Annotated in this window: 23 protein-coding genes, 2 pseudogenes and 3 riboswitches; of the genes and pseudogenes, 12 read left to right on the top strand and 13 right to left on the bottom strand. The window is 67.0% G+C overall.

Features of this window, described 5'->3' with window-relative positions; genetic code table 11:
• Window positions 1-137: 137 nt before the first annotated feature.
• Window positions 138-1,274 (top strand): AI-2E family transporter, encoded by a 1,137-nt coding sequence (locus tag ACTVZP_RS12325; RefSeq protein WP_443212440.1) that lies wholly within the window; start codon window positions 138-140, stop codon window positions 1,272-1,274.
• Between the two features lie 11 nt (window positions 1,275-1,285).
• Here ACTVZP_RS12325 and ACTVZP_RS12320 read toward each other — a convergent pair whose 3' ends face one another.
• From ACTVZP_RS12320 to ACTVZP_RS12300, 5 genes are read right to left on the bottom strand one after another with little or no spacing between them, the layout of a single operon-like run.
• Window positions 1,286-1,930, bottom strand: a complete 645-nt coding sequence (locus ACTVZP_RS12320) for an energy-coupling factor ABC transporter ATP-binding protein (protein ID WP_443212439.1) — start codon at window positions 1,928-1,930, stop codon at window positions 1,286-1,288.
• Window positions 1,920-2,696 (bottom strand): cobalt ECF transporter T component CbiQ, encoded by a 777-nt coding sequence (cbiQ, locus tag ACTVZP_RS12315; protein WP_443212438.1) that lies wholly within the window; start codon window positions 2,694-2,696, stop codon window positions 1,920-1,922. The genes ACTVZP_RS12320 and cbiQ overlap by 11 nt, the downstream gene beginning before the upstream one ends.
• A 3-nt stretch (window positions 2,697-2,699) precedes the next feature.
• Window positions 2,700-3,278, bottom strand: a complete 579-nt coding sequence (locus ACTVZP_RS12310) for a carboxypeptidase-like regulatory domain-containing protein (protein ID WP_443212437.1) — start codon at window positions 3,276-3,278, stop codon at window positions 2,700-2,702.
• Window positions 3,275-3,886 carry a cobalt transporter CbiM gene (gene cbiM, locus ACTVZP_RS12305; protein WP_443212436.1) on the bottom strand — a complete coding sequence of 204 codons (612 nt, stop codon included), beginning with the start codon at window positions 3,884-3,886 and terminating at the stop codon, window positions 3,275-3,277. The genes ACTVZP_RS12310 and cbiM overlap by 4 nt, the downstream gene beginning before the upstream one ends.
• Window positions 3,887-3,890: 4 nt before the next feature.
• Window positions 3,891-4,676: a DUF4198 domain-containing protein gene (locus ACTVZP_RS12300; protein WP_443212435.1), complete on the bottom strand. Its 786-nt coding sequence runs from the start codon at window positions 4,674-4,676 to the stop codon at window positions 3,891-3,893.
• A gap of 142 nt (window positions 4,677-4,818) precedes the next feature.
• Window positions 4,819-5,018, bottom strand: a riboswitch (cobalamin riboswitch).
• Window positions 5,019-5,092: 74 nt separating this feature from the next.
• A riboswitch (cobalamin riboswitch) is annotated at window positions 5,093-5,272 on the top strand.
• An 86-nt stretch (window positions 5,273-5,358) separates the two neighbouring features.
• Here ACTVZP_RS12300 and ACTVZP_RS12295 point away from each other — a divergent pair.
• On the top strand, window positions 5,359-5,724 hold the full coding sequence (locus ACTVZP_RS12295; protein WP_443212434.1) for a cysteine-rich small domain-containing protein: 366 nt from the start codon (window positions 5,359-5,361) through the stop codon (window positions 5,722-5,724).
• Window positions 5,725-5,800: 76 nt separating this feature from the next.
• Here ACTVZP_RS12295 and ACTVZP_RS12290 read toward each other — a convergent pair whose 3' ends face one another.
• Both ACTVZP_RS12290 and ACTVZP_RS12285 read right to left on the bottom strand, forming a co-directional pair.
• Complete coding sequence (locus tag ACTVZP_RS12290; protein WP_443212433.1) at window positions 5,801-7,162, bottom strand: cobyrinate a,c-diamide synthase; 1,362 nt, start codon at window positions 7,160-7,162, stop codon at window positions 5,801-5,803.
• A 290-nt stretch (window positions 7,163-7,452) separates the two neighbouring features.
• The gene (locus tag ACTVZP_RS12285; RefSeq protein ID WP_443212432.1) at window positions 7,453-8,130 is read right to left on the bottom strand and encodes an energy-coupling factor ABC transporter permease; all 678 of its coding nucleotides are present in this window, start codon (window positions 8,128-8,130) and stop codon (window positions 7,453-7,455) included.
• A 63-nt stretch (window positions 8,131-8,193) separates the two neighbouring features.
• Window positions 8,194-8,400, bottom strand: a riboswitch (cobalamin riboswitch).
• Window positions 8,401-8,878: 478 nt separating this feature from the next.
• Between ACTVZP_RS12285 and ACTVZP_RS12280 the strand changes: the two genes are divergently transcribed.
• The 7 genes and pseudogenes from ACTVZP_RS12280 to ACTVZP_RS12250 form a co-directional block, all read left to right on the top strand.
• Window positions 8,879-9,745 (top strand): DUF2189 domain-containing protein, encoded by an 867-nt coding sequence (locus tag ACTVZP_RS12280; protein ID WP_443212431.1) that lies wholly within the window; start codon window positions 8,879-8,881, stop codon window positions 9,743-9,745.
• Between the two features lie 686 nt (window positions 9,746-10,431).
• Window positions 10,432-10,590 (top strand): hypothetical protein, encoded by a 159-nt coding sequence (locus ACTVZP_RS12275; RefSeq protein WP_443212430.1) that lies wholly within the window; start codon window positions 10,432-10,434, stop codon window positions 10,588-10,590.
• A 23-nt stretch (window positions 10,591-10,613) separates the two neighbouring features.
• Window positions 10,614-10,862, top strand: a complete 249-nt coding sequence (locus tag ACTVZP_RS12270; RefSeq protein WP_443212429.1) for a hypothetical protein — start codon at window positions 10,614-10,616, stop codon at window positions 10,860-10,862.
• Window positions 10,863-10,872: 10 nt separating this feature from the next.
• Window positions 10,873-11,088, top strand: a complete 216-nt coding sequence (locus ACTVZP_RS12265; protein WP_443212428.1) for a hypothetical protein — start codon at window positions 10,873-10,875, stop codon at window positions 11,086-11,088.
• Entirely contained in the window at window positions 11,085-11,267 is a 183-nt protein-coding gene (locus ACTVZP_RS12260; protein WP_443212427.1) for a hypothetical protein, read from the top strand. Before ACTVZP_RS12265 ends, ACTVZP_RS12260 begins: the two co-directional genes overlap by 4 nt.
• 154 nt (window positions 11,268-11,421) lie before the next feature.
• Window positions 11,422-11,674, top strand: a pseudogene (locus ACTVZP_RS12255) (hypothetical protein); the annotation flags it as partial.
• A 75-nt stretch (window positions 11,675-11,749) separates the two neighbouring features.
• A pseudogene (locus ACTVZP_RS12250) lies at window positions 11,750-12,139 on the top strand (IS5/IS1182 family transposase); the annotation flags it as partial.
• A 123-nt stretch (window positions 12,140-12,262) separates the two neighbouring features.
• Here ACTVZP_RS12250 and ACTVZP_RS12245 read toward each other — a convergent pair.
• Both ACTVZP_RS12245 and ACTVZP_RS12240 read right to left on the bottom strand, forming a co-directional pair.
• Window positions 12,263-13,456, bottom strand: a complete 1,194-nt coding sequence (locus ACTVZP_RS12245) for an HlyD family secretion protein (protein ID WP_443212426.1) — start codon at window positions 13,454-13,456, stop codon at window positions 12,263-12,265.
• Window positions 13,449-13,856, bottom strand: coding sequence for a hypothetical protein (locus tag ACTVZP_RS12240; RefSeq protein WP_443212425.1), 408 nt, complete (start codon window positions 13,854-13,856; stop codon window positions 13,449-13,451). Before ACTVZP_RS12240 ends, ACTVZP_RS12245 begins: the two co-directional genes overlap by 8 nt.
• A gap of 981 nt (window positions 13,857-14,837) precedes the next feature.
• Here ACTVZP_RS12240 and ACTVZP_RS12235 point away from each other — a divergent pair.
• Both ACTVZP_RS12235 and ACTVZP_RS12230 read left to right on the top strand, forming a co-directional pair.
• Window positions 14,838-18,344 carry a CheR family methyltransferase gene (locus ACTVZP_RS12235; protein WP_443212424.1) on the top strand — a complete coding sequence of 1,169 codons (3,507 nt, stop codon included), beginning with the start codon at window positions 14,838-14,840 and terminating at the stop codon, window positions 18,342-18,344.
• Window positions 18,345-18,408: 64 nt separating this feature from the next.
• The gene (locus tag ACTVZP_RS12230) at window positions 18,409-18,786 is read left to right on the top strand and encodes a response regulator (protein WP_443212423.1); all 378 of its coding nucleotides are present in this window, start codon (window positions 18,409-18,411) and stop codon (window positions 18,784-18,786) included.
• Window positions 18,787-18,872: 86 nt separating this feature from the next.
• Here ACTVZP_RS12230 and ACTVZP_RS12225 read toward each other — a convergent pair whose 3' ends face one another.
• From ACTVZP_RS12225 to ACTVZP_RS12215, 3 genes are read right to left on the bottom strand one after another with little or no spacing between them, the layout of a single operon-like run.
• Window positions 18,873-19,538: a YsnF/AvaK domain-containing protein gene (locus tag ACTVZP_RS12225; RefSeq protein WP_443212422.1), complete on the bottom strand. Its 666-nt coding sequence runs from the start codon at window positions 19,536-19,538 to the stop codon at window positions 18,873-18,875.
• 54 nt (window positions 19,539-19,592) lie between these two features.
• The gene (locus ACTVZP_RS12220) at window positions 19,593-20,027 is read right to left on the bottom strand and encodes a YsnF/AvaK domain-containing protein (protein WP_443212421.1); all 435 of its coding nucleotides are present in this window, start codon (window positions 20,025-20,027) and stop codon (window positions 19,593-19,595) included.
• 33 nt (window positions 20,028-20,060) lie between these two features.
• Window positions 20,061-21,128, bottom strand: a complete 1,068-nt coding sequence (locus ACTVZP_RS12215) for a hemerythrin domain-containing protein (RefSeq protein WP_443212420.1) — start codon at window positions 21,126-21,128, stop codon at window positions 20,061-20,063.
• Here ACTVZP_RS12215 and ACTVZP_RS12210 point away from each other — a divergent pair.
• Complete coding sequence (locus tag ACTVZP_RS12210) at window positions 21,118-21,303, top strand: hypothetical protein (protein WP_443212419.1); 186 nt, start codon at window positions 21,118-21,120, stop codon at window positions 21,301-21,303. The two genes, ACTVZP_RS12215 and ACTVZP_RS12210, sit on opposite strands and share 11 nt — an antisense overlap.
• 285 nt (window positions 21,304-21,588) lie before the next feature.
• On the opposite strand, the gene ACTVZP_RS12205 is transcribed toward ACTVZP_RS12210, so the two are convergent.
• Window positions 21,589-21,822, bottom strand: coding sequence for a DDE-type integrase/transposase/recombinase (locus ACTVZP_RS12205; RefSeq protein WP_443212418.1), 234 nt, complete (start codon window positions 21,820-21,822; stop codon window positions 21,589-21,591).
• Window positions 21,823-21,990: the final 168 nt, after the last annotated feature.

Genomic DNA, 21,990 nt, shown 5'->3' with positions numbered 1-21,990 from the left:
GCAGTCGGGGCCAGTGGCGGCTTTCGGGTTCGCAAGGCGATGACGCGGAACACTTTCGGCGATGGCGGGCCGCTGGACGGTTGCCGCGCCGGCGGAGGACCGCCATTGTGGATCGAAGCCTCCCCAACGGACTGTCCATGCCCGATCCCGTCCCTCTTCCCGGCACGCCGAAGGACCGCTCCCTCATCTCGCGGGTCCAGACGGCCGCCCTGGTCATCATCGCCTTTGCGGTGGTGCTGTTCCTGCTCGTGCAGGCGCAGTTCATCCTGATCTCGCTCGCCGTATCCGTCATTCTCTTCAGCCTTACAAGCGATGCGATCGCGCTCGTCGGGCGAGTCCGCTTCGGTCCGGTGAAGATCCCGAACTGGCTTGCGAGCAGTCTCGCGTTGCTCCTGCTGGCCACTGTCCTTCTGTCGCTCGCCGCGGTCATCGTCTCGCAAGTCAACACCGTCCTCGTGACGGCGCTGAACTACAGCGAGCAGGCTCCGGCCGCCGTCGCGGCGGTCTTCTCGTGGCTGGGCAAGGATGCGGAAGAGGCCGTGCTCTCCTCGCTCCGCGCGGTGGAGGTGTCGGGCTATCTGCGGACGCTGGCCGCGCAGGCGGGCGCGCTGATGCAGGCCACGGTGCTCGTGATCCTCTTCGTGGGCTTTCTCTTCGCCGAGAGGGTCTGGTTCCCGGTGAAACTGCTCAACCTGATCGGCAATGTGGAACGTGCGCGCAGGGTCGAGGAGATCGTGAATTCCATCATGCACCGCGTGAACCGGTATCTCCTCGTCAAGACGCTGGTGAGCGCGCTGACCGGCCTGCTGGTCTGGGGGGTCGCGCTGGCCTTCGGCCTGGATCTCGCCGCTCCGCTGGGGATGCTGACCTTCGTCCTGAACTTCATTCCGAGCATAGGATCCATCGTCGCGACCCTCCTGATCGTGCTGGTCGCCTTCGTCCAGACGGTCGATGTGAAGACGGCGCTGTCCCTGCTCGCCTCCGTGGGCGCCATCCAGTTCATCTGCGGCAACATCCTCGATCCGATGCTGATGGGGCGTGCACTGCAGCTGTCCTCCTTCGGCATCATCATCAGCCTCGCCTTCTGGGGCGCGGTCTGGGGCATTCCGGGCATGTTCCTCTCGGTGCCCATCATGGTGGCGCTGATGATCGTCTGCGCCGAGATCGCGCCGCTGCGCTCCATCGCCATCCTCCTCTCGCGCGAAGGGCTGGCCGTGCCGATGCATGACACTCCGGGCAGGCCGGTCGTCACCAGCCTCGAGCGGCGCGGCTGAAGAGGCGGGCGTCAGGCAATCAGACGCCCCTCGTGCAACCGAAGCTCGCGGGTAGCAAGCCGGCCGCGGAAGCTGCGGTCGTGGCTGACGAACAGCATCGCCTGTGGCAGGCCTGCCAGCAGATCGGTCAGCCGCTCTTCGTTGGCCTGGTCGAGACCCGTCGTCGGCTCGTCGAGCAGGAGCACCTCGGGCTCCATCGCCAGGACAGCGGCGAGCGTCACCAGCCGCTTCTCGCCCCCCGACAGCCTGTGGGTCACCCGGTCGCGCAGATACGCGATGCCGAGCCGCGCCAGCACGCGGTCCACCGTCGCAAGCGCCTCCGCCCGAGACTGGCCGAGATTGAGCGGGCCGAAGGCCACATCCTGGGCAACCGTGGGGCAGAAGAGTTGGTCGTCGGCGTCCTGGAACACGAGGCCGGCGCGACGGCGCACCTCGTGAAACTCCTCCTCGTGCCGACGCTCCTGCCCGAAGGCGACGACGCGGCCCGACGCGGGGCGAAGCAACCCGACGGCCAGTTGCAGGAGTGTCGACTTGCCCGATCCGTTCGGCCCGGTGACAGCCAGCCGCTCGCCCCCGGCGAGGGACAGCGTCGCGCCGCGCAGGACGGGCGCGCCTCCCGGATAGGCGAAGTGCAGGTCGCAGAGTTCAATCAGCAAGGCGCAGATCCAGCAGCAGGAGGGCAAGGAGCACCATGGCCAGCCCGACCAGGAACGCGGTATCGGACGGGCGCCATGCCAGACGGTCGATCAGCGGCAGGCGCCCGGTGAATCCGCGGCACCGCATGGCGGCGAGGACGCGCTCGGACCGCTCCAGCGCGCGCACGAGCATCATTCCGACGAGATGGCCGAGGCTCGTCACCGTATGCCGGTCGGTGCGGGGCCGGAAGCCGCGCGCCCGCATGGCGAGGCGCAGGCGCTGGTATTCCTCGGCCAGCACCTCGATGTAGCGGACAGTGAAGAGGAGCAGATGCACCAGCCGCTCGGGCACCCCCAGCCTCGCGAGCGCATGGCCGAGGATCGCAGGCTCCAGCGTGCCGGCCAGCACCATCAGCGCGAGGATGACCGCATTGGCCGTCAGCGCGATGGCCACGGCCTGCCGTAGCCCCTGCCAGCTGGCCGGAAATCCCCAGAGCGTAAAGGCCGCCGTCCCCGGCACGGTGAAGGGCAGAAGCGCCAGCATGAAGACGATGAACCCGTCCATCATCGCCATGCGCTTCAGCGTCGGCGCGACCGGAAGGCGGCTAGCCACCAGCAGGGCCAGCGCCAGGCCGAGCGCGAGAACGAGACCGGTCAGCGTCGAGAGTGCCACAGCGGCCAAGGCGAAGCCCGCGGCCGCGACGAGGCGCGCCCGCGGATCGATCCGGCGCAGGGCGCCCCCGTCCGGGAGTGGCTCGGATACATCGGCGGGAAGGAGGTGGCTCAAGCCTCAGCCCGCCATCCGGCGACGGGCAGCGAGGTAGAAGCCGAGCCCGAACAGCCCGGCGATCCAGCCGAGACCGCCGAGTATGGTCTGGAAGTCGTTCTTCTCCCTGTAGGCTGCAATCTCCTGCCGCAGCGGGCGCAGCTCGGCTCGCAGCATCGCGGCAACTTCCTCGCGCGTCTCGGCAGAGAGGCCGTCCGCAGGCGCCCGCTCCTTGGCGGGAGCGGCCGCGGACACGGCCGCCGGAGGTGCGGCAGGCACCGCACGTCCGAGCACTGCGGCCACATCTTCCTCGCTCATCACGGTTTCCGCGACATGGCCCGCGCCGAGATCCGCGTGAAACACATGTGCCACCGGCTCGGAGGGCGCGAAGCTGAAGGCGCCTGCCGCGTCGGTTACGGTCTCGCCGAGACTGCGCCCTGCCGGATCGGACACCGTCACCGTCTGGTTGGCCGCCATGTCGCCGTTGGAGAAGCCGACCTCTCCCTCGATTGACGCGCCTGCCGGATAGACCGACGCGATCACCTTGTGCGCCATGGCCGGCAGGGGCGCCAGCATCAGGATCAGCGCGAGCAGGACTTTCATCTGGCGGCCTCCATGACCGAGAAGAGCTCCGGCTTCACCTGCCGGATCAGCGACACGGCCGCGCCGGTGATGGCCGCCTCGACCGCCATGACCGGAATGTGGGTCAGAAAGACGAGCTTGGCCGCAGGAAGGAATTGCTCGCCGGACAGCGCGAGTGCTGCGCCGACGCACACCGCCGTCAGTGCGATGGCGAGCGCGCCGCCCACCGCACCCGAGATCGCGGCCATGGCGGGCGGGCCGGCAAGACCGCGGCGGCAGAGCATTCCCGCCAGAACCGCCGGAGCCGCGATGTTGAGCGTATTCACCCCCAGCACCGTGACACCACCGAAGCCGAAGAAAACCGCCTGCAGCAGGAGGCCCACGAACAATGCCGGAAACGCCGCCCAGCCGAGCACCAACCCCGCGAGCCCGTTCAGGATCAGGTGGACCGACGACGGCCCGATGGGCACATGCACCAGAGAGGCGACGAAGAAGGTCGCCGACAGCATACCCGCCACGGGTATCTTTTCGACAGGCAGGTGACGCAGCCCCTGCCCGACGCCGGCCGCGGCCAGCACCGCGCCCGCAACGACCACGGGACCCGAAAGCGCGCCATCGACGATGTGCATCGGCCTACTCCAGATCCCAGGCGCGGACCCAGATCACCGCGTCCTGACTCAGCTCCTTGCCCGCGTGCTCCTTCACCGGCCCGGTTCCGAGCGCGGCGAAGCCCCACCATCCGGCCGTGGGAATGCCGAAGGTGAAATAGCCGGCGTCGTCCGAGATCGCGACCACGGCACCGCCGGGCATCGGCCGGGCCGTGGGGGTCCTCGGGGCGTTCGCCACCGCATCGGGTTCCGCCGCCATGTATTCCACCTCGATCACCGCGGCGGCCACCGGCTCGCCCTCGGACAGGACGCGCCCGGTGAAGGTCGAGCCGGCGATGACGTTGTAGGGCTTGACCAGAGGCAGGATCTCGGTTGGCAACCCCTGCGGCTCGGTCCAGTCCGTCGGCAGTTGCATGCGGTTCAGGTAGACCTTGGCGTACTGCTGGATGTAGATGTCCTCGGACGGCTCCAGATAGGGTGCGGCCTCGACCACCAGCACGTAATCGCCCGCCTTCGTCACCGGCACCATTGCATCAAAGGCCTGCGCCGCGTTGGAGACGCCCGCGAAGGTGAAGGGCCTGAGGCTTTGGGAGAGGTCGATCCTTTGCCCGCGGCTGACCGCGTAGAACGCCTGCGGCCTGCCCATGTCCATCACATGTCCGTTCTCGAACGGATGCCAGAAAACGAGCTTCACCGGCACATCGCCCGGTGCCTCGATCAGCGGCGTCTCGGCATAGATCAGCTGGAAATGCGCCTCGGCGGCGGCAGGCATCATGAGGCCCGCAGCAAGCATTGCGTGACGGAGTTTCATCGTCGTCCCCTCTCCGGCCCTATCCTGCGGGCGGTCGTGCGAAAGGACGGAGGGGACCCATGGCACGGGGCGCGGTCGCGTGTTCCTGCGCCGTTTCCCGCGCCAGACGCGCACCCCGGCGTCCGGTGGAAGGCGCGGGATCGCTCCTCGCGCGCCAGCGGCAGGTCTCCTGGCTCGCGGGTCTCAGCTCTGGCCGACCTTCCCGGGCGCAGCGCCCAGTGGCATGTCCGGCCTTCGCTCACCGCTTACAGTTGCGGGGGCAGCCGCGGAGTCGGCACTTCGGCCTCACCGCATTCCCTCTTTCCTCTTCCTTGCGGAAGAACCGATGGCGCAGACGTTGAACCCCGTCCCGCAGACCCTGTCAACAGCGATGTTGCCGCGCGGCCCGGGCGTTGACTCTTCCGCGCTCCTTGCCCGACGCTGTAGACACGATCGGTGCCTGCGATGACCCCCGCAGGCGAAAAGGGAAGCAGGTCCGGGTCCGGCGATGCCCCCGCAGCTGCGATCGGCGAGCCTTCTGCCATGCCGCTGCCCCCCCGGGGCGGGCAGGCGTTCGAGCTGCGGGCCCGGAGACCTGCCGGACCGAACCACCACCCGGCCGGCGGGCCCGGAGGCATGGACCCGGCGTCGCGCCGGGAACGGCGCCCCGATGCCCTCCGGACCCGCTATCGAAGGAGAGGCAATGGAGCCCAAGGACACCACGCTGAACGAGGCCTTCAAGGGGTTCACAAATCGCGACTGCCCCTTCCTGCCCTGCCACCCCGGCGTGAAGCGCGCGTTCAACTGCCTCTTCTGCTACTGCCCTCTGATCGCTTACCAATGCCCCGGCCCCTATCAGACCTATACCGACCGTCACGGTCTTGTGCGCAAGGACTGTTCGAGTTGCACGCTGCCGCATGACGGCTACCTGCAATCGTGGAACTTCATCCAGAAGTGGCTGGAGTATCCGCAGCCGTGGAGCGGCCGGCCACAGACCGATCCGCCTGTCGCGCGGCCGCGCCCGCTCGGAGAGCCCGACGAGGCCATGGCCAGGAACGGAAACGGGTGACGCCCCACCGGCAGCCGCGCCGCCTCGGCACCAGCAGGGCAGCTTGAGGGCTGGCCAGCCGCGACTCTACGGCCGTTCACGGGTATCCGGCGGCAATCAGGTGGAAGAAGCTGCCCGTGACATGGCCGCGGCAGGAGCCGGTCTCTGGCACCGGGTTGCCCTCGGCATCGGTGACGGAGGCGAGCGGCGCGTCGGGCTGGTCGAGGATGGTGGAATAGTGGAATTCGTGGCCCGCAAGTCGGGCCCCCACGGCATGTCCCGGCAGCGGCGACAGCAGATGCGCAGTGCGATAGCCCAGATGCAGCCGCCGCTGTTCATAGCTGGTCACGAGGCCGAGAAGCCCCGCCATCCGGTGGTGCTGGCCGCCGGCATCCACCAGCGCCGTGCCGAGGGCCATGTAGCCGCCGCATTCGCCATGGACAGGGCGGGTTTCGGCATGGCGGGAGAGACCCGAGCGAAAGGCCTCGGCCGCCGCCAGCCTGCCGGCATGCAGTTCCGGGTAACCTCCCGGCAGCCAGACCAGATCGGCCTCGGGCGGGGCCTCGTCGGCGAGCGGGGAGAAGGGCAGGATCTCGGCCCCCGCCTCGCGCCAGCCGGTCAGAAGATGCGGATAGGTGAAGGTGAAGGCCGCATCCGATGCAAGTGCGATCCGCTGTGCGGGTGGTGGTGGCAGACGACCGGCGGCCGGCGCCGCACCGGCCCGCGCCGCCGCGCGGAGCGCGTCGAGATCGGCATGATCGCGCAGGAGCGCGGCGAGACATCCGATCGCCGCCTCCAGGTCGGGATGCTCGCCCGCCTGAACGAGCCCGAGGTGCCGTTCGGGCAGGACGAGATCCTTGCGCCGGGGCAGCGCCCCGAGCACGGTCAGGCCGAGGCGCGCCATCTCGCGGCGGATCATCGCCTCATGCCGCGGCCCCGCCACATTGTTCAGGATCACGCCTGCGAAGTCAGGCGCCTCGGGGTGGCGCGCGAAGCCGAGCGCCGTCGCCGCGGCCGACTGCGCCTGCCCCCCCACGTCCAGCACCAGCACCACGGGCCAGCCGAAGCGCCGCGCGATCTCGGAGGCGGCCCCTCGCCCCGTTCGCCCGGCCGTCGAGGTCCCGTCATAGAGGCCCATCGACCCTTCGGCGATGACCAGATCCGCTCCCTCCGCCCGGAACGCCAGCGCGCCGAGCAGGTCTTCACCCATCGACCAGCCGTCAAGGTTGAAGGATGGCCGCCCCGCCGCCGCAAGGTGAAAGGCAGGGTCGATATAGTCGGGGCCGTTCTTGAACGGCTGCACGACCAGACCCGCATCGCGAAACGCCCGCAGAAGCCCCAGCGTCACCGTGGTCTTGCCCGAGCCCGAGCCCGGCGCAGCAATCATCAGACCGGGCGGCCAGATCACCGGAAGCCGCCGGGATCCTGCTCGCGCCGGGCGGGTCTCGTCGTCCTGCATGCCAACCTTTCCCTGTGGGAGGAACGTATGCGAAGGCAGAGCGCGCCCGCGGGAACCCGTTGCCGGAACGCCCTGCCCGGCGCGCTTCATCGAGGCTGGCAGGCGATCCTGCGATCTGACCGCCACGCTCCCTCATTGCCGGCCGGCGGCCTCCGATGGCGACGGTGCCGGCGACAACCGGGGCTACCCGCCCTGCCCTTCATACCGCCGACAGCGGATTCCCGGCGTCATCCAGCGCCGGGCGCAGCCGGCTTTCGCCGCGCAAGCGGCCCCCGAAGGGGCCGCTCCGGTCAGGCCGCGTGGTGCAGCCGATGGGTGAAGAGCCCGGATCGGGCAAGGCCGTGCATCGACCTGGCGCCCGCCAGCACCGCCAGATCGGCAAGCGGCTCGATCAGGATCACCAGCATGTAGGCGCTGCCGAAGCTCGCAATGGCGGTGAGGTTCTCTGCCCCGAAGCCCTGGCCGAGGAAGGCCCAGAAGGCCACCCAAGCCACCACCCCGCCCTGATACGCGGTCGAAAGCGCCAGCGCCTGACGGTACTTGAGCTCGACGTAGGGCGTGTGCGGAGCGATGATCCGCCCGGCCAGCGCCCGCAGCGCGAAGAGCGGCACGAGCAGCGTCGTGACGTTCATGCCGTACTGAGGCAGGTCGAAGGGCGCGAAGAAGAGCCCCTGGATCAGCAGACCCAGCGCCAGCCCGATCGCCGCAGGCGCGGCTCCGAGGATCAGGAACAGCGTCGAGCCGAGGATCAGGTGAACCTCGGACACGCCAACCGGATGGTGCGGCAGGATCTCGAAGAAGGAAAAGACCGCTCCGGTGGCGATCGCGCTGCGCAGGACCAGCGAGCTGACCCCGCCTTCGCGCATCGCAGACCAGCCGAGCTTCAGCGCGTAGAGACCGGCGGTCGCCGCTGTGGCGTAGCCGACGATGGATTTGGCTCCGGTCACGAGACCGGGTTCGATATGCATGTCGTCCTCCTGGCCGTCATCCCCGACGGCGATTGGGTTTGGGCCGGTATCCCGGCGAGGGCGGCGCGGATGCGCCTGACGGCAGGTCTCCTGACTTGCGGGTCAAAGCCGTCCCCGAACCTTCCCGGCCATCGGCCAGTGGTGTCCGTCGGGGCGGCTCGCCGCTCACAGTTGCGGGGGCAGTCGCGGATTCGGGGGTCTCCCCTCACCGCGTTCCCTTTTCATCCCTCGGGCTTGTTCGCCGTCGGGAACCGTCGCGGCATGGCGTGACAGATCGGGGTAGCGCCGTCAATCCTGGTTCAGTTGCAGGACCGCCCCGGCGATGCGGCGGAGGAAGTCTCTCTGATCATGCCCGGCCGGAAGCAAGGACAGGTCCGCGCTCCTCCTGGTCGTCTGGCCCGTGGGTGAAGTCGCCGAACTCCACCTCGATGGCGACCCCGGGATCACACCGCTGGCAGCTATGAAATCACACCAGCTCTTCGGACGCTCACCAGCCAGTCGAGGTTGCTCATCCGTCAGAACTCCTTGCGAGGCCTGAATCCCGCGAAACGTCCGAATCCTTCGGTCGGGAGCCTGGACCGTGCAGGTCGCCGGGTCGGCACGGGATCGCTCGCCGCGGGCTCCGCCGAACGAGCCATCGTGATCGCCTGATCTGCCGGAACGTGGTAGTCTGCCCATGTGCCGGTGCCATGACCGGTGACGATTTGACTGGTCGATGCACCGCTCGACACCCGCGAGGAGGTTCGCAATGGGCAAAGCGGTCAAGACGATTGGAAACCCCCTTTCATGGACGGTGGAGGCGCTGGCCACATCGTCGCGCTACGTCGCAGACGCGGCACATGAGATCCGGGGAGACGACCACACCTCTCTGCCGCAGCTGAGGCGGCTGGATCGTGACGACATACTGCTCGCCTTGCGACGGGGGGTCGATGACTTCGCGGCGCTCCGAAGCGACGTGATCTTCGTCGTCGTTCTCTACCCGATCATCGGGCTTGCGCTGGCGACCCTGGCCTTGCAACGCGATCTGTTGCCGCTCGTCTTCCCGCTGATGTCGGGCTTCGCACTCCTCGGACCGGTCGCGGCCGTCGGCCTCTACGAGATGAGCCGGCGTCGCGAGCGAGGCGAGACCCCGGGCTCCGGTTCCGTATTCGCCGTGCTGGCATCGCCGGCCAGCGGTGCGCTCTTCGTGATGGGTCTCGGCCTCGTGGTCATGTTCGTCATCTGGATGCTGGCGGCCTATTTCATCTTCGCGCTGACGCTGGGACCGGAACCCCCGGCCTCGCTGGGCACCTTCCTGACCGAAGTCTTCACGACCTTGCCCGGCTGGACGATGCTGATCGTCGGTTGCGGAGCGGGCTTCATCCTTGCGGCGGCAACGCTGGCCGCGACCATCGTGTCCATTCCGCTGCTGATCGACAGGCGCGTCGGCGTGGCCACGGCCGTCGCGACGTCCCTGAGGCTTACGCAGGAGAACCCGGCGCCGGTCGCGACATGGGGGCTTGTGGTGGCCGGTCTGCTTGTCGTGGGGACAGTCCCCATGTTTCTCGGCTTGATATTCGTGCTGCCGATCCTGGGCCACGCCACGTGGCACCTCTATCGGGTCGCCGTGCAGTGAGGTCTGGCCCGCCGGCGCCCTCAGGCCCGGCGGCATCCTGACTTCGGCACACTCGTCCTGTCCGGGCGAGACAGGATCGGCATGCTTCCAGGATCGGCATGCCGCGAAGTGGTCGCGCTGGCGCGTCGGCAGGAAAACACCCGAGCGGGCCGGGTCCACCACCATGTGTTGCGGCTTCGTTGCGCGCCGGACCTGAGCGGCCAGGCTTGCGCGGATGGTGGCGGTCTGGAGTTGGCTGCGGGACGCGCTGACCGAGGCTGGACCGCATTCCGGTATCTGCGGCGTCCTGCTGGAACCCGAAACGCGAGCCCTCCGAGCGGCTACATCTTGCCGCGGATCCGGCGACGATCCCGCATCTTTCTGACTGACGACGCGGCAGACGCAGCGGAGGGGAACCGGCACCTGCTGCTTCCGGCGGATCCGGGCGATCTCATGTCCTCGATCACCCTCGGCGCCCCTCCCACAACTCACGCCATCCGCCGCAGGAGCGTCCTGGGAGGAACGCCGCAGCGGGAGCCCGATCCCTTGCGTCAAGTCCTCGTCTGCGAGTTGATTTAGGTCAAGGTGAGAAAGTCGGGAGGATGAGACCGATAGCATGTCGGGACGTTGGTTCGTGTGGAGAGGGTCAGGTCGAGTAGCCCGGCATCAGTTCTTCCGCCATCTTGATCCTTCGGGGACAGTCGACCATGAACCACGCAACCGTCCAGATCTCTCCCTATATTTCCGCACGCGGAGTTGTCGTTGCCGAGGATGCCACCTCGGGCCTCGTCACCATCCGCGACGGCAACCGCACCCTCACCGGCCGCCCGATCGCGCCGGCGATCGTGCGCCTCGTCTCCGCCTGACGCGCCGTACGGAGACGTTCGACATGACGACCAAGACCCTGATCTATGCGGGAGAGGCGACCCTCGTGCCGCAGGAGCGCAGCAGGCTCGTGCGGGCGATCCAGGATGCGCTGCGCATGCGCGACTTCGAGGTGGCACCGGCCGATGCCTTCGCCGCATGGACCGACTATTCCACCTCCGTGGGTTGGCCGTGGGTCCGGGTGCCCGAGGACACCTACGAGGTGCTGATGCGCGTCCGCCCCTTCCTCCGCACAGCAGCGCTTGCCGGCTAAGGGGATCGCCATGACGCTCAGGATCATCCGTTCCCTCCACGGCTGCCCCGCCCGAGAGCTTCCGCTCGACCAGAGCCGGCTGGCAGCGCTTCTGGCAACCAACGACCGTCAGTTCCCCGACGAGGCCGCTCTCATGCGCCACCTGCGACGCGGGCGGTCCGTCTGCATGATGCTCGCCGAGTACAGGCTGCGCACCGAAGACCAGTTCCGACTGGTGGTCGCATGAAGTACCGCATCACCTACGGCTACGAACGCCACGGCCGTGAACGGGTCGACACGCGGGTGCTGGCCTTCGAGATCAAGCTCAACACCCCGGACATCATCGAGTATCTCGAGCGCAGGCTCGGCGCAGTCCTGCGCCTCGACGCGCTGACGATCTTCGACCTGCATCCCCTGCACGCCTGACGCGGCTTGCGTCGCACTGGCCTGCCCCAAGGGGTGGTCCGGCGTAAATGTTGATGCCTGACGGCTCTCGACACCACGGTCATGGTGGTCGGCCTGGCGACAGCCCCCTGCCCCTGCGGGTCGACAGCACTGGCATCGAAGGCGAGTAAGGTGGGTCAGAAAACCGTCCGCCTTCGACACCCGCAAGTGCCATGACGCAATCGCCGCCCGGGGCGCCGCCGCGTTCGTCGGACGGGCCTTCCGCTGGAAGGCCCGCTTGTCCTCACTCCTGCCCCGCAAGAACGCCAGACCTTGAATCCCGACACCGCCGGGGCCATCGCTCCCAAGGAAATCCTGCGCACATCGAAGCGCGTCGTAAGGACCATCTGGCGACGATGGAGCGGATCTCCCACCGCCGAAGCCGCCTGTCTGGATCTGGGTTTCTGACTTAGGGCATGCCTTATGTCATGCGCTGAGGTCATTTCACAATTCGAGGTCTTCGCGGCGGGCGAGCTTCGCCGCCGCCAGCCCCTTCGCCCGCCTCTGACACCGGACCCGCCGAGACGAAGCCCGAGACCGCCCCGAAACCCGGAACCCGGAACCCGAAAGGCAGAGGTCGACTTCCCGGGCCAGAAGCGCTCGAACGCCACCCACGCTTCGGTCACGGATCCGGAGGCGCGGCTATCCAGGAAATCTCCCGGCGCCGGCGCGGCCCTTTGTCATGGGCCCTCCCGGATGGAGAACCGGCACGGCTTCGTGGCCCAGACCGAGGTCACGCAGGCGGACGGTCATGCCGAACGAAAGGCCGCGCGCGACATGGCCCACCACCACTCGCCGGCTCGACGAGGCGGCTGACGCTCGGAGCAGACAAGGCCTGCGACGCCGAGGAATTTGCAGCATGGGATCGGGGGGTGCGCCCAGGCATGCCGAACCTGAGGAGCGGACCTCCCTCAGCCCGCCGGCCGAGGGAAACCGTCCCGACGTGCCGCCTATTTCGGCGGCCTGCCGATGCACTGTCAGTGACCCCCTCCGCCAAGCCCGACCCCTGCCACCATGGCTCCCCAGACCTTGAGCCTCAGACCAGCGGCCTTGATGATCCCCGTTGCTGCGATGACATGACCAAAGATGCCTTCAAGATTGTCGGTATAGGTCTGCACGACACAACCGCTGCCGTCGATCGTGATGCTCTCCTGTTCGGGGTGGATCAGTTCCAGATAGACCAGCAGGGATCCCCGCTGCATGCCGTTTTCAGCTTCGAGCAGGCGCCCCCCCGGAACCACCTGACCTGATGCTATCGCCGGCTGGATCGCCTGGATCCGGGCAGGAAGAACGGTATCGCGAAATGAAAGGTTGATATTCGTGTTGCAGGCGATCTCTGCCGGCATGCCCACATAAAGCGTGGACCTCGCGACCTGATTGAACCCTGCGGTGAACCGCAGCGGAAGATCCTCGGGCCGATCCGGGATGATCAGCATCGCGGGGCTCAGGATGAGCGTGGCGGCCGGGCTGCCGACGCTCAGCGCCAGTTGCGTGACAAGTCCGTCGGAGAAGGACCGGACCTCGGTCTTGGCAAGATCTGCCCGAGCGACCTGCAACGCGGCCTCCGCCGCCTTGCGCTGAGCCGGGATGGCCTGCGACAGTTCCGCACGTGCAAGATCGGCCTGTGCCTGGGCGGCCTCGCGTTCGGCCTCGGCCGCGGTGACAGATGCCTCGGTCTGGCGAAGGGTATCCTGCGTCCCGACATTGCGCGTCAGAAGCTGACGGGCGTTATCCCGGTCGACACTCAATTTCTCCAGCGTCGAGGTCGCCGCGGCGACGCTTGCCAAGGCCACTCTCAGGGTGTCCTGCGCCTTGGTCTCTGCTGCGGCGATCTTGTCGAACTCCGCTTCGGCCTGGGTCAGCCGTGCTTTCTGGGAACTGTCCTCGATCCTGAACAACAGATCGCCCGCAGCGACCCGCTGGCCGTTCTCGACGTGGATTTCGGTGACCGGGCCGCTGGTCTGCGCCACAACAGAGATGGTCCGGAACGGAAGCAGACCGGAATAGGATTTGGGATGGAAGTAGAAGATCACGAGAAACAGGCCCACGGCCATCACGGCCCAGGCGAACACCGCCGTCCGCATGTTCCAGACGGTCATCGCCTCGCCCCGCCGCTTCAGCTGATAATAGCGGAAGATCGCGGGAAAGGAGGTCAGCAGGAGTTCAAGCATGCTCCGGCTCTCCTTCGGCATCCGTTCGCTCCGCAGGCCGCCCGCCTGTTTGCGTGGCGGTGTGTCCAGGCGCCGTGTCCAGCGGGCCAACCAGGTGGAACCGAGACCAGTCCGCGGCCAGCGCGATCAGGATGGCGCTGAGCGGCAAGAGCGCACTGACGTGGTCCAAAGGGAATATCTCATATACAAGCGCTATGGTGAGCAGCGTCGGGATGGTCTTTGCCAGCGGCGTTCCACTCGACTTATGCTCCGCCCAACGGTCGAACGCCGCGTACAAAGTGATTAACCCGAACAAGGCCAAAATAATTAAAAAGACGGTGACCCATGCCAGAAAGTCGGTCTCTCCGGGTGCGGTAAACCATGATGGGGCTGCATGCCCAAATTCACTCTCAGTGGCCATCACCATCCCTTCCCAATGTCGAAGTTGGAGCGGCGCAAACGTAGCAAACAGCGATTGTGCGACGACAAGACCTTAGCATTAATCACCATACCTCCTTGGTCTGCCCCATTGAGTGGCCCGATTTCGATGTTAATGCATGGCGGGTCCTGGCGCTACAGATGGGGCGCCCGGCGCAGCGGGTGCGGGTGGCGAAGCCGGCCACTGCACCGCGCGTGGTGCCGGGGAACAATTGCCAGGCAGCTGGCGTGCCCCTGCTCAAATAGCATTGGTCAAGGGTTCTGGTTCGGATCTGCGCCTTTGCCGGATTCAGGATTCTCTCCGCAGTCGATTGCGGTTGGGATCGCTGCATGTTGGCGTCGGATGGTGGATCGCCCGAAATGGTCCTCGCAATCATCTTCCTGCGTCTGGGTGGAGGTGCCGCCTGTCAGAGGGTCGGCCTGATCCGGGCCACGCGTCTCGGCAGGCGCATCCGTGAAGTCATTCGGTCAGTCGTACTCCTTGCGTGTCATCCATGGACCTTGCTCCAGCGGAACGGCGTGCCTGTCCTCCACATGGCGTGGAGGACGATGGCGAGCTTGCGGGCAACGGTGGCGCGTGCCTTCTTGAAGCCTGCGCTTTGACCCGCATCATGCGCCACGCCGCGCAGCGCTCTCGACCCGGATCGTCTGGCGGGCGGGTCGGCGCGAGATGGTCCGCGGAGGTGGAACGCGCCCCACCCCGGCGCCTTGTGACGTAAAACAAAGAACCGGATTGTCACGGCTCGCCTTGCGGTGGGCCGGGGCACGGGGCGCATTGCGGAGACCTGCCCGACCGCCGCCTGAAGCGCGACGAGCTGGCGGCGGGGTCGTCCGGGCCGGGCGGCCCGGGCCGTCAGGCACTCGCCCGAAACTGTTCCTCGTCACGCCGCGGGACGGGCGAGAGCCTGACCGATGGAGGCGACTATCGCTTGCAAGACCTGGCGGGATGCATCAGGTTGCGCGGATGGCAGATCCACCACCTTCAGGCTTCCCGGTGGTCGCCTTGGGCGGATCTGCCGGGGCCTTGCAGAGCTTCTTCGACTTCTTCGACGCGATGTCCCGAGAGGAGACGCGGACGAAGATGGCGTATGTCGTCATCCTCCACCTGTCGCCCGATCAGGAGAGCCACCTGGTCGAGTTGCTGCGCAGCAGGACCGACCTTCCTGTCGTGGCAGTGGACGATCCGACAACGATCACCTGCGGGACCATCTATGTCCTGCCGCCCGACCGGACGCTCGATGTCGCCGATGGCGCCCTGATCCCGCGGCAGCGCGCTACCGGAAGCACGCATCGGCCGGTCGACGACATCGTTCGCGGCCTTACGCGAGAGTTCGGCGGTCGGACGACGGTGATCATCTGCTCGGGCACCGGATCGAACGGCTCGACGGCGCTCGGGGGCGTGCGCGAAGCCGGCGGCTGCGTGATTGCTCAGGCCCCCGACAGCGCCGAGTTCGGCGAGATGCCGCGGCGGGCCATCGAGACGGGCTTCGTGGACATGGTGCTCGAGCCGGCACAGATGGTTCCGGCGCTTGTTCGAAATGCCACGCGGCTTCGGGACGCAAAGGTTGTGCGCGAGGCCATGCCCGGCGATGACGCCGCGCGGCAGAGTGGCAAGGCAACTGGCTCAAGGGAGGCGGAAAACGAGTCGGCGCAAGTCGATCCCTTCGAGCGGATCCTGCGCGCGTTGCAACGCCAAAGCACCATCGACTTCCGGCAATACAAGATCGGAACCCTTTTCCGTCGGATCGACCGCCGCGTGCATTTCCTCGGGCTTGGGGATTGGGATGCCTATGCCGCGTATGTCGAGACTTCCGAAGAGGAAGCCGACCTTCTTCTGAAGAACGTGCTGATCACCGTGACTTCGTTCTTCCGGGATGGCAGGGCGTGGGAAAGTCTGACGGAAAATGTGCTGAAGCCGCTTGTTGCGCGACGGTCGGCAGATCGGCCGATCCGCATCTGGACCGCGGGCTGCGCCACCGGAGAGGAAGCCTATTCGGTCGCGATCTCGATCTTTGAACTCCTGCACCAGACGGGGTCCGAGGCGCAGGTGGAGATATTCGCGACCGACGCTTCGCTCGCGGCCCTGGCGCGGGCGCGGTCGGGCCGTTTTCCCGCGTCGGCGGTCGCGCACCTGCCCGAAAACCTGGTCGACCGCTGGTTCGATCGCTCGGGCGACTGCGTCCAGATCAGGTCCGAGATCCGCGACGTGATGATCTTCGCCCCGCAGAACCTGGTTCAGGATCCGCCGTTCTCGCGCGCGGACCTCGTGATCTGCCGCAACCTGCTGATCTATCTCAAGCCAGAGATCCAGCGGCGGCTGATCCGCCTGTTCCACTTTGCGCTGGCCGAGGACGGGGCGCTGTTTCTCGGCTCTGCCGAGAGCGTCGGCGAGACGGGCGACCTCTTCGAGACGCTGGACAAGGACGCCCGTATCTGGCGCCGGATCGGTCCGACGCGGCACGATCTGCTGGACTTTCCCCTGATCCGCGAGCTGGGGCGCAGGCATGGCGGCGCATCGCGCACGGGTCTGCCGGGACTGCAGGCCGCAAGGCAACGGCGCCTGCCGGATTGGGTGGCCGCAACCCTGGCCGATCGCTACGCTCCACCCGCCGTCGTCACCGACAGCGAAGCCGTCATCGTCTATTACCACGGCGACATGAGCCAGTATCTTCGGCCGCAGGTAGGAGAGGTGACGCAGAACCTCATGGCGCTGGCACGGGAGGGGCTGGCGCCTTACATCCGCCGGGCTCTGGATGCGGCCGCGCGCACCGGCAAGCCGGAATCGGTCAGGACGCACACGGTCCTCGGGAACGACGAACACCTTCTGCTGATCGAGGCGACGCCGATCGCCGAGGCGGAGAGCCGGTTCGCCATCAGCTTCGTCGAGGAGCGGCCCATCCGCAAGGCGACGCCTGGCGACGACCCGGCCGAGCCGCTGCGCGGGCAGGAGCTTGAAGAGGAAGTCCGCCTGCTGCGCGCGGAACTCGCCACGACGACCTGGGCCGCACATCAGAATCTTGAGGAGACCCGCGCCTACAGCGAAGAGATGACCTCGATCAACGAGGAATTGCGTGCGGCGAACGAGGAGCTCGAGACCTCGAAGGAGGAACTGCAGTCGCTGAACGAGGAATTGCGCACGGTCAATGCGCAACTTCGCGAAACAGTCTCGGAACTGCGCGAGCGGACGGCCGATCTCGACAACCTCATGCGGAGCACGAATGTCGCCACGCTCTTCCTGGATGCCGACCTTGCCGTGCGCTGGTTCTCGCCCAGCCTGACCGAGCTTTTCCGGATCCGGCAGGAGGATGTCGGCCGCCCCGTCGGCCACATCGTCCGCAGCTACGAGGATCCACGGCTGGAGGACGACTGTCACCACGTGCTCGCGACGCTGGAGCGGTGCGAGGGACAGGTGGAGTCGGCCGGCCACCGCACCTTCCTGCGCCGCATCACGCCCTACCGGGACGCGAACGACCGTATCGCCGGCGTCGTCGTCACCTTCGGCGAGGTGACCGAGATACAGGACGCCCGGCGCTACGCCGAGCGGATCGTCGAGACCGTGCCGACACCTCTTCTGGTGCTTGACACCGGATCCCGCGTGGTCTCGGCGAACCCCGCCTTCTACAGGACATTCAACGCCGACCCCGAGCGCACCGTAAACCGACTGGTCTACGACCTGGGCGACGGCCAGTGGAACATCCCCGAGCTGCGGCGCCTTCTGAACGAGGTGCTGCCGGAAGACGAAGCATTCCAGGACTTCCAGGTCGAGCATGACTTCCGCACCATCGGCCACAAGATCCTGCTGCTGAGCGGCCGCAGGCTGGATCATGTCCAGTTGATCCTGCTGGCGATCGAGGACATCACCGAGCGCCGGGCGTTCGAGGCCCATCAGGCGATCCTGATGGGCGAGCTTGGACACCGCGTGAAGAACGCGCTGGCCGTGGTGCAGGGCCTTGCCTCGCAGACCGCGCGCCGCAGCCGTTCCCTTGACGAGTTCGTGCACGCCTTCTCCGGACGGCTCTCCGCCTTTTCTAGGGCACACAACCTGCTTCTGTCGCGGGACTGGCGCCCGGGGCCGCTGCGGGAAACCGTTCAGGCCACGCTCGACGCCCATTCGGTCGAAGCGGATCGCATCGCGGTCGATGGTCCCGAAGTCCTTCTTTCGTCATCGCAGGCGCTGGCGCTGAGCCTTGTGCTGCATGAACTCGAGACGAACGCCACCAAGTATGGTGCCTTCTCCAACACGACCGGCCGCGCCGCCGTGTCGTGGAGCGTACGGGACGGTCATGTCCATTTGCTGTGGCGGGAAACCGGTGGTCCGGCGCCGGGGCCTGCCGAACGCGAAGGTTTCGGGTCGACGCTGATCCGCCAGTTGGTCGCATACCAGTTGCGCGGAGAGGCGGACCTGACCCTTGCCCCCGACGGCGCTCTCTGCCGCATATCGTTCCCGTTGACCCTTCCCGACGGGCCTTGAATGGCCGCGACACGCGTTCTGCCGCAGCACGTCTCAACCGTCGCCCAGCACAGGCGGAAACCGAATGGAACAGACCCAAGACAACCGCACCCGGGTTCTGGTCGTCGACGACCAGTACCTGATCGCGATGGATCTGGTTTGCACGCTCGAGCAACTGGGCTACCGCCCGGTCGGGCCGGCGGCTTCGGTTGCAGATGCCCTGGCGACGCTGGCGCGCGACGGGGCCGATCTGGCACTGCTGGATGAATCCCTCTCGGGCGAGTCGGTGTTGCCGGTCGCCATGAGGCTCCACGAACAGGGGATCCCGTTCGTCGTGGTCAGCGGTCATGTCCGTTCGATCTCGGGACACCCGCTTCTGCAGGCTGCGCGCCGCCTCGAAAAGCCCCTGACCAGCAAGCGCCTGGCAGAGACGCTGATGCTCTTGCGGGACGCGCAGAAGTAGGCCCTTCGGCAACACCTTCGCATCGAACCTCCGGGCAGACCCCGCCCCATCCGGAGCGGGGTGCCGTGCGGCCGCCGGATGTGGCCTTACTTTCCTGCAGCGCGATCGCCGATCCGCTCCACCTCGACATGGGTCTTGCGGACGGTGTCCTTGACGGTCGTCTGGCGCTCGGATGCCTCCTTGCGAAGTTCGACCTCGCCGACGACCCGAGCCTCCTTGTGGACCTCGGCCTCTTCGCGGGTTCCCATCATCTCGATGGTCTTCTCCTTGAAGGCGGCTTTGGCCTCATCGCCTTCCAGCGGGCGATTGGCCTCGCGGCGTTCGGCGCCCACCGTCTCCGTGCGTAGCGTGACTGTCGCCTCAACCGGCGTCTCGCGAACGCTGGAGGTCACCCGGACGCCGCCGTTCGTGGTCTTCACCTTGCCGACCGAGAATTCCTCCTCGACGTTGGGCATGGCACCGCCGTTGTCCGGACCCGTGCCCGAGGTAACTCCGTCGAGGATCGACTGCGCCAGATCGGACTGATCCTCGGGTACGTCGGCCACGACCACGGCCTTGCCGTCGCCGGCCGCCTTGGCATAGGCGCGCGCGTCGGCCTCCGCGAAGCCGCAGTCGGAGATTTCGGCGACGAGCTTCGCCGTGGCGCCCTTCAGGATCCGGACGTGAGCGTCCCCGAACCCTTCGTCGCGCAGCGCGGCAATGGCCCGGTCGGCGATGTTCCGGTCATTGTAGGCGATGATGAGGTTAGCCATTCTGGTTTTTCCAATATGTTCAGCTGAAAGTTCCGGCGGACAGGCAAAAGCCCGTCAGCCTGCGTCGCTTTCGGTGTCGCCGGAGTTATCAAGCCGCTCGACCACGGCCTCCTCGCGGCGGAGCGTAACCTGGTGGGAACTGGTATCGACCTCGCGGCGTCGCGTGATGCGGACTTCCGCGGTGGCGCGCAGGCGCGTTTCGACCACCGCCACCTCCTCGACGAAGGTGACGATCGTGGTGTCGCCCTCCTGGCGCACCGGGACCGGCCCCTCGACCCAATGGTCGAGGGCAACGCGCTCGACCTCGATGGTCTCGCGGGCGACGGGCGTGTCGATCACGGCTTCGTCCTCATGCACGACCGTCCGGACGCGCACGCCCTCGGCCAGCATCTTGCGCTTGAGGATGACGGCCTGCTCCTCGACGATCGGGATGACCCGACGTTCGGGCGCGGAAACGCCATTTGGCGCCGATATGGATGGTCTGGGCATCGGGGATCTTTCTCGGCCGGGGGCCGTCACTGGTCAGCGGCGGGGCATGAGGGACGAGCCGATGCTCATCCCGTCGCGGACGAGGGCGAGGTAGCGCGCGTTGAGCTGGGTCATCCGCTGAAGGCTCCCACTCATGAAGTCGCCTTGCGCCTTGGCCACCTCGGTCAGCGATCTGGCGCTTCCGACCGCCACGGTCGTCCGCATCGCGTGCCGCGCCTGTTCCGTCAGCAGTTCGACCATCCACGGTCCGGCCAAGGTCTCCGCCTTGCCGCCGGCCTCCCGCGGCTGCTCGAGGCCCGTGGCAGCCCGAAGAGCCTTGCCCAGATCACGGGTGCCTTCGGCGCCAGCGGTCATGGCGGTGCGTCCGAAATTGGCGGCGGCATCCACCATCTTCGCTGCCGGGGCTTCCGCTTCGGCGGCATTGCGCCCCTCGGGCCGGCGTTGGGCGTCCTGCGGCCCCGCATTGCCTTTCCGCGCGACCGAACCGGTCCCGGTCTGCGCCGCGACGGTCTCCTTTTGGGCGCGCTCGGCGTCAGCCTTCGCCTTGCCCTTTGCTGCGTCGGCTGCTTCGGCCTGTTCGCGCTCTGCCTGTTCGTGCTTGGCTTGCTCGCGCTCTCGTTTGGCCTCGGCGCGGCGCTCGTCGGCCTCGGCACGCTGCGCCGCCTCGAACTGGGCCTTCCCGTCCTCGATCTTCTCGACGATGGTGCTTGCCTCCTCGTCGGTCAGCGCCTTGACGACCGCGGGCAGGAACTCCTTCTTGTCGTCGCGGACGTGCTTCTGGAAGGCCGCCCGAAGGTCGGCCACCTTGACGCCGAACGCCTCGCTGTCCTTGGGGGTGTGCTCCAGCTCGGCCAGAAGCTCGCGCGTCTGCCGGTTGTCGTTCAGGGCATCGGCCACGAGACCCTTGGTCTCCTTGTGCTTCTTCAGCACCGGAAGGACATGCTGCTCCTCGAGCCTGGCCTGAAGCTCAAGCTCGTCCTTCAGCTCGGAGAACAGACGGTCGCGCGTCTTGACGGCGGTTTCGGAGGTATCGACGAGCCTTGCAAACAGCTCTTCGGTCTTCTTGGGGCTGGACTGGATCAGTTGTCGAATGGTCGTCATTGTCGGTCCTTTCGAGCGGGGCGCGACTGACGATCCGCAGGATTTCCTCGCGGGGACGGTCGAGCACGACAAAAATGCGTTGGGGTTCGGGTCGCAGCACTTTCATTTCTATCCGCTCGGGCTTCCCGATGCGGATGCTGCGCATGCAGCCAGAGATGCTGCACTGCATCAATGATGGCCGGGTCGATAAGTTCCAGGCGATGTTTCAGTACTGGGACAATGCTCTGCCTGTTGCTGCGAAGGGAGCTCGCAGCAACAGCCAGTCACGCCGGTCCGAAGTCCGCCGGGACGGGCTCGTCCCTGCCTGATGTCGCCGCGGCCATGTATTCGGCGTCTCGGTTGCGGCTTGCCCGCGCGCCCTGATGAACGCCCACGTGTGGGTTCGGCACCGATCAATGGCGCGCTCCGAGGCGCTTCGGTCAGAACGGGGCGTGCCTTCCTCGTTTCCGTCAGTGCGCCATCATCTCATGAGGCTCTCGGCCTGTGGATCGTCGTATGGGTTCGCGCGTCGGCTCATCGACCCGACGAAGACTTGTTCCTTCAACAGATCGCGGTGCAGATCGGAGGCGTATTGCGAGCCGCGGTCAGAATGGAACACAAAGCGGCGCAGCGCGATCGACCTTCTCATGGCCCCGACGGCACGGCGTGCGTCGATCCGGCGGCCGATGGCGTAGCCGACGGTGCGACGGGACAAGGCGCCCGTGATCTACGTCACATAGGCGAAGCCGGCCGGAATCGTGACATGCGTCAGGTCGTTCGGCGGGCGGTCCTTGCACCGGGTGGACCGCTGTTCCGCCCTACCCCAGAACTGGTCCGGGCCATGGATTTGGAGTTCCCTGGCCACGAACGGATGGATCAGGCA

The sequence above is a fragment of the Rhodobacter sp. NSM genome (assembly GCF_052244495.1).
Classification (GTDB): domain Bacteria; phylum Pseudomonadota; class Alphaproteobacteria; order Rhodobacterales; family Rhodobacteraceae; genus Cereibacter_A.
This window is presented reverse-complemented; position numbering and strand designations above follow the sequence as displayed.